Source organism: Halothiobacillus sp. (assembly GCF_027346185.1).
GTDB lineage: Bacteria > Pseudomonadota > Gammaproteobacteria > Halothiobacillales > Halothiobacillaceae > Halothiobacillus.
In genome coordinates, this window is the sequence record NZ_DAIESY010000079.1 from 1 (window position 1) to 6,221 (window position 6,221).

The window sequence follows — 6,221 nt, forward strand, 5'->3', positions numbered from 1 at the left end:
GGTGGCGAAATTGAAGTTGAAATGATTAAAACACCGGCCATTTGCTGCTGACAGCGGTACTACACCCGAAATCTGGGGTCGCCGCGCTGTTCCGGGAAGGTGAATATCGCGGACTTCCGGTTGAATCCGTCCCGAAACGCAAGTCCGGTAAATTCCATACGTAGCCACTGTGCCACTAATCCGGCGGTCAGCGGTTGCTTGTCGCGCCAGGGTGACACGACTGCGATAGGGAAAGTTTCTTCCACGACCAAACTCAGCAACTGAACCAGCGTCCATGCCGTGGAACGGATCTGCATCCACAGTTCCAGCACCGTGCGTTTTTGCTGCCACAGATGGTTCACGCCCCACCAGCGCTTCAGATTGTGGAACAGCGGTTCGATACCCCAACGCCGCGCATACAGGCGCAGAATTTCCTCGGCACCCAGTTCCGTTTCGGTCGCCAGCAACAGCCGCGCCTTCGACCAGCACTGCTTGTCCATATCGTGGAATTCGCACCATACGGCGCGTACCTGCGCGCCTTTGAGAAAGCGCGCCATCGCCACCACGCTGCGCAGACGCACCCACTGTTCCTTGCCATACAGCGTCAACTTGAGTTCGGTCACCGGCAAAGCCAGGATCGCCTCGGGCGTCATCTTTATGCCGTATTTTCTGGGGCGTCCGCGCCCCCCCGGTTTGACCGATACGGCAGGCGGCAGAAATAGCGCGGTGTCGCGCCGCGCCTGCCCGATGATCCGCATCTGTCGGGATAGCAGCGGCAATACCAGCCGCGCCCGCATGAACCAGGCATCGAACAGTATCCGGACTGGCTTGCCCTTCATCACCGGCGCCAGGCCGCGCACCAGGGACAACGCGATGGTCAGTTTGTTGCGATTGCCGCTGACAGGCACCAGGCGTGACACGATGGGCAGCACATACTTCCGCCCCATACTGCCGAGCACACTGATGCCCAAAGTCACCCAGCATTGCGCCTGTACAAATTGTGTTTGATTGGCTTTTTTGGCATGGTCGTGCCGAATGGCACTGCCCGGCGCCGTTTCGGACTGGCGTAGAATCAGCGTGTCGTCGATTACCAGGTTGAGCATGTCCATCGGCAGCGTCTGCGCGACCAATTCGAACAAGGCTTGCGCCAGACGCAGCGTCCTCAGACTGCCTCGCTCCAGCAACTTGTAATAGGTTGTCCAATGGCGGCGTCGGGTGATGGCGCTGATCGCGCGCGTCACCCAGCCTTCGGGAGAAATCAGGCAGCCGCACAGCAACTCGATAAACGTGGCGCGAGAACGGAGCGGGACGGCAATGAGCAGATGGGTGATCCAATTCGACAGGCAGAGACGGGCGGTTTGAGCGTAGGTCATGGGACACCGAACAAGGGCTGAAAAAGCCCTCATTGGTCGCCACCCTGCACACGACAAAACCCCTCGTGTGCAGGGTGGCGACCGCGCGAACCGTTCCTTCTGTCAAGTGATTTTTGCTCATTTCGTGATTATTTTTACGCTGAATTCGCCGTTTTGTTTCTGTCTTATTGGTTGCCATTTTGATGCTGAATGTCTAAACTTGAGTTATTACTGAATTCATTGTTATTCATATGGTTAATGTGCCTGCTTCTGTCCCCAATGAGGGTGCAGCAGTTCGGTAAACACTTCTACAAAGTTGAAGACAGCGGTTGTCAACATAACCACTACCCGGTCCTCTTCTGCAGATTGTTGCAGGGGTTTCACCAAGTTGAAAGCATACGCCTGTAACCACTGTTCCGGATGCTGCTCCAGGTAGTCCTGTGTGGCTTTGCCTCTTTGAATCGGGATCAGTCGGGGATCACTCTCCTGCGTTATTCGGGTGGTCACCCGTTCATAGCAAAGATCCACCAGAGTTTCGCTGGCCGGAAGTAATTCAAGCCGGGCATTTTCCAGGGCAATGGTCACCATCAGAAGTAGATCCGCCAGGGGCTCCATAGCAACTTCATCCACGCCTAATCGCTTGAGAACGACAATCGTCCCTGCTAATTGGGGTTGGCGCTCAATGAGGATTTCAACATAACGGGCTTTTTCATCGAGGGTCAGCCTATCGCGCTGGGCGATGGCATCTGCTATCAATGTCTGGGTGATCCTCGCCTGGCGGAGTGCATCTTTCTGCCTCTTGGGTAGTGGGAGACGATCTATCACGGTTTTGTTCATAGTGGATACACCTGCAGGCCGCACTTCATGGCCCCTTCAACGGTTCCGTCCAGATACTGCTGCCCTGGGAACATCCTCTCATCTGGGTCATATTTATTACTGCTGTGCTTATAGACCACGAAGCCCCAGGTATCCTGCTTACCCCGCCATTCCAGACGGCAGATGGGTAATGGGGCACTGCCGTAAAAGTCTGCACGACTCAGATAAAGGTACTGTCGGGTGAATCTGGGGATATAGGCGCATTTTCCGAGAAGTCCTTGGTTAAATGTCTCAATCGTAGCGGCTATCTCTGCCCTAATCTTAGTGGTCATAGGTAAAGTTTCACTGATCATAATCGTCTTCACTTTCCGGCAATATCAACGGTAATCCATCTTTTTTTTACCTGTCGCCAATGATGCATGACGCGGTCCAATATGCCCTTGAAGCGATCATTATGAACGGCGGATCAAGTCCGAGGTGCAACACCTGATGGTGTCTTGGTAACGCACCGGCTCACCGTCTTTTAAGATAAGCCCCTTCAACAGTTGAATTTTATCCGCATCGCGTATTTTGCGCCAACTTTTTTCAGCTTCCTTGAAAAGTGCGGGTAGTTGTCGTTCCCATAAACCATCCTCGAACAGCAACTCGACCCATCGAGATAGCGACATACTATCGCGCACTTTGCCCGCGGAAATTGCGGCGAAAGGCCAATGGTGAAATGTGTAGGACCTCCCTGAACTGCTGACGCAGGGACACCGACGAACCGAACCCCGCCCGAGCCGCAATCCACTCAATCGACTGATCGGTCGATTCGAGGAGACGTTGCGCCATCGCCAGGCGTTCATGACGCAACCAGTTACTCACGGTCGTTCCGGTGACCGCTTTGAAACGGCGGGTGAAAGTACGACGGCTCATCCTGGCCTGTTCGGCCAACATGTCGACTTCCAGGGAATGGTCAAGGTGCAAACGTGCCCAATCAAGCAGCGCCGAGATGCGCTCTCCATCTCCACGAACGGACAACGACAACTCGGCATATTGTGCCTGGCCGCCCTGGCGGTGGGGCGGCACCACCATGCGCCGTGCCACGCGGCTGGCGATCTCGGCGCCGCACCACTTCCGCATGAGGTGCAGGCAGCAGTCGATGCCGGCAGCAACGCCAGCCGACGTCAGCACATCGCCATCATCGACATACAGCACCTCGGGGTTCACCCGGATACGCGGGTAGCGGCGACCAAATTCTTCCGCCCACAGCCAGTGAGTGGTGGCCGGGCGCCCATCCAGAATGCCGGCGGCGGCCAGCACGAATGCCCCAAGGCACAGCCCAACCAAACAGGCACCGCGTTCATTGGCAGCACATAGTGCTTCAAGCAGTGTTTCCGGCGGAGAAATGTGCGGATCGTGCCATCCAGGCACGATGATCGTATCCGCATCGATCATGCCTTCGAGACCATACGGCGCGACAACGCAGAAGCCGGACGAAGTAGGCAGTGGACCGGATTGCATACCACAGATACGCAGATCAAAACGCGGCACCCCCGCTGCGCTACGGTCCTCCCCGAAGACTCCGCAGGGAATCGACAGCAGGAAAGGGCTGATGCCATCGAAGGCGACGACAGCAATGGTATGGGCAGTCATAACGAGGTGTGATGAAGAGTGTGGCCCGATTCTATCGGAAGTTGTCATGGAGGTCACTGTTAGCCTGACGCGCCAAGCGAAATAATGCTGAAACAGCGACGCCGCCATCCCATCCTACTCAATACCAAGGAGAATCCCTATGCCCGTCAGCCCCCGCCGCGCCTTGCTCGTCATCGACGTGCAAAACGAATATGTTACCGGCAACCTGCCAATCGAGTACCCCGACATTCATTCTTCTCTGACCAATATCGGCTACGCCATGGATGCTGCACAGCATGCAGGAATCCCTGTTGTAATTGTGCAGAACACCTCGCCCCAGGGCTCGCCGGTGTTTTCAAAGGGCACATCGGGATGGGAACTCCACACGGTGGTCACCACCCGACCGCACAGCCATTACATCGAAAAGAGCATGCCCAGTGCTTTTGTCAGCACTGATCTGGTCGAATGGCTGAGCAAGCACGAAATCGATACGCTGGTAGTGGTCGGCTACATGACCCACAACTGCGCTGACTCAACTATCAAGCATGCCTTTCACGCAGGATTGTCAGTGGAATTCCTTGTTGATGCTGCCGGGTCGCTGTCCTACGAAAATGGCGTAGGCAGGGCCAGTGCCGAGGAAATCCATCGCGTTTTCACCGTGGTCATGCAAACGCGCTTTGCCGCAGTGGCAACTACAGAGGAATGGATTGCGGCGCTGCAAACGGGCGAATCGCTACCGCAGGATAACATCCATGCGTCCAACCGTCGGGCACGTGGTTTGGCGAAGTCCGCATGAACAGCATGCACCTCCGGCACCATGAGCCGCTTTTACGCCCTCTCGTCCGAGAAGATGTGGCCATCATCAAAAGTTGGCCAGATTATCCAACTGAATTCAATGAACTGAATTACGCCCTGAGAAAGGATGGTTGGCTTGCCGAATTCGGTCACCGGCCGGACACCTGGATTTATGCGGTGGAAGAGACTGGAAATCTGATCGCCTTCACAATTCTTGCCACGACTGCGCCAGGCGAGGCCGAGTTCCGCATCGCCCTGCGCGCTGACAAAATTGGCCAGGGCTTGGGCAGGACCATTACTATTGATACGCTGGCGAAGGGCTTTGATGAATGCGGGTTGTTGCGCATCCATCTCATCGTCCGCAAAAACAACCGACGTGCAATCGAGTTGTACCAGCGACTGGGTTTCACCCATCAAGGCGAATGCTGCAAGACCGTCAATAACCAGCCGACAGACTTTTTGTTGATGAGCCTACTGCAGCAAGAATGGCTAAAACGATAACTGTGGCCGCCTCTGCCACATGCGCGCTTGAAATCCCGGCGCAAGCGGCATGATCAGCGATGGTTCCCACGATCCTCAGCATCCCTATGATTAGGCCCTCGCCGAAAGGTCCAGCCGGTTGTCTGTTACCTTACAGCGGGTTTGAGTTCGAACTTGACCTCGTATTCGAAGAGACTTATGTTTGGAACGACCGCGACAGAATAATGTAAGTTTTTGCTAATGGCTTTTGCCACGATTACACCGCGCGTCATCTTCCCCTTCCCAATAGTGTCGCTAATCCACCCCATATACCGAGTCAACTGCCCAATTGCATGATCGGGACTGCGAGCACGCTTTAACTCGAACACTACAAACCTGTCCTGTTCATCAACAGCCAAGATGTCGATTGGGCCAACCGCAGTTGGATACTCGACTCCGTCTCGCCCGGTTTGATCCACATAAAGGCGCAACTTCTTTCCCTCAACTGGAATTGAGGCAAGATTTTGAGCGAGAAAATCACGAAGTTGGGATTCAAGTGCAAAGATCGCTTCATTTTGCACCCCGTTTTCGTCCTCGCCATCACCCCCAAGTACCGCCTCAACAGCATTTGCCAATTGTCCCGACCCTGGTTTAATCAAGCGTTCTTCAGATTCTGTTTCTTGGATTGACCACCCTGATTTTTTAAGGCCATTGCGTAGTTGGTGAGAATTTGTAGCGATTGGATCGAGTCCGGCGGGAATGTAATCAGGATGTGCCCGTAACCATTCTTTCATCGGATGAACCTCGACGCCACCATCTTCCCTGGGAATGACAACGATGAAGCGTTTCATGGCATCTCCTCTATGTGCCTTTTGGAAAAATTTCTCGACGTTCCGGTCTTGACCGTAACCAGCCTGATCCCCGTACTTGTTCCCCGCTGAAATTCGATTTCCCTCATCCGAAGTCGCTTTGACTGCAGCCATTCCAGCAGTCGATCCCGTATCCACAAACCCGTAACCTCTCGAGGAGACCCCCATGGCCGGTAAAACCACCACCTGGGCCAATGACCTGTTGAAACTCCTGTTTCAGGCCGTGCCCGTCGCCAACATTGCAGACAATGCTACCACTGCCCCACTGACCCTGCTCTACATCAGCCTGCACACCGCGGATCCCGGAGCAGCGGGTGCCCAGAACACCAGTGAAGCC

The 6,221-nt window shown here is 54.9% G+C and carries 7 protein-coding genes; 2 read left to right on the forward strand and 5 right to left on the reverse strand.

Annotated features, from left to right (window positions below):
* Window positions 1-59 precede the first annotated feature (59 nt).
* From M7R55_RS06270 to M7R55_RS06285, 4 genes are all read right to left on the reverse strand, one after another.
* Window positions 60-1,352, reverse strand: coding sequence for a transposase (locus tag M7R55_RS06270; protein WP_298219480.1), 1,293 nt, complete (start codon window positions 1,350-1,352; stop codon window positions 60-62).
* Between the two features lie 234 nt (window positions 1,353-1,586).
* Window positions 1,587-2,168 carry a hypothetical protein gene (locus M7R55_RS06275; RefSeq protein ID WP_298219481.1) on the reverse strand — a complete coding sequence of 194 codons (582 nt, stop codon included), beginning with the start codon at window positions 2,166-2,168 and terminating at the stop codon, window positions 1,587-1,589.
* A gap of 431 nt (window positions 2,169-2,599) precedes the next feature.
* Window positions 2,600-2,815, reverse strand: a complete 216-nt coding sequence (locus M7R55_RS06280; protein WP_298219483.1) for a hypothetical protein — start codon at window positions 2,813-2,815, stop codon at window positions 2,600-2,602.
* 1 nt (window position 2,816) lies between these two features.
* Complete coding sequence (locus tag M7R55_RS06285) at window positions 2,817-3,782, reverse strand: helix-turn-helix domain-containing protein (protein WP_298219484.1); 966 nt, start codon at window positions 3,780-3,782, stop codon at window positions 2,817-2,819.
* Between the two features lie 139 nt (window positions 3,783-3,921).
* Between M7R55_RS06285 and M7R55_RS06290 the strand changes: the two genes are divergently transcribed.
* Together M7R55_RS06290 and M7R55_RS06295 are read left to right on the forward strand one after the other, a co-directional pair.
* Window positions 3,922-4,557, forward strand: a complete 636-nt coding sequence (locus M7R55_RS06290) for a cysteine hydrolase family protein (protein ID WP_298219485.1) — start codon at window positions 3,922-3,924, stop codon at window positions 4,555-4,557.
* Window positions 4,558-4,613: 56 nt separating this feature from the next.
* Window positions 4,614-5,057: a GNAT family protein gene (locus M7R55_RS06295; protein ID WP_366881160.1), complete on the forward strand. Its 444-nt coding sequence runs from the start codon at window positions 4,614-4,616 to the stop codon at window positions 5,055-5,057.
* 125 nt (window positions 5,058-5,182) lie between these two features.
* Here M7R55_RS06295 and M7R55_RS06300 read toward each other — a convergent pair whose 3' ends face one another.
* The gene (locus M7R55_RS06300) at window positions 5,183-5,866 is read right to left on the reverse strand and encodes an endonuclease NucS domain-containing protein (RefSeq protein ID WP_298219486.1); all 684 of its coding nucleotides are present in this window, start codon (window positions 5,864-5,866) and stop codon (window positions 5,183-5,185) included.
* Between the last annotated feature and the right edge of the window lie 355 nt (window positions 5,867-6,221).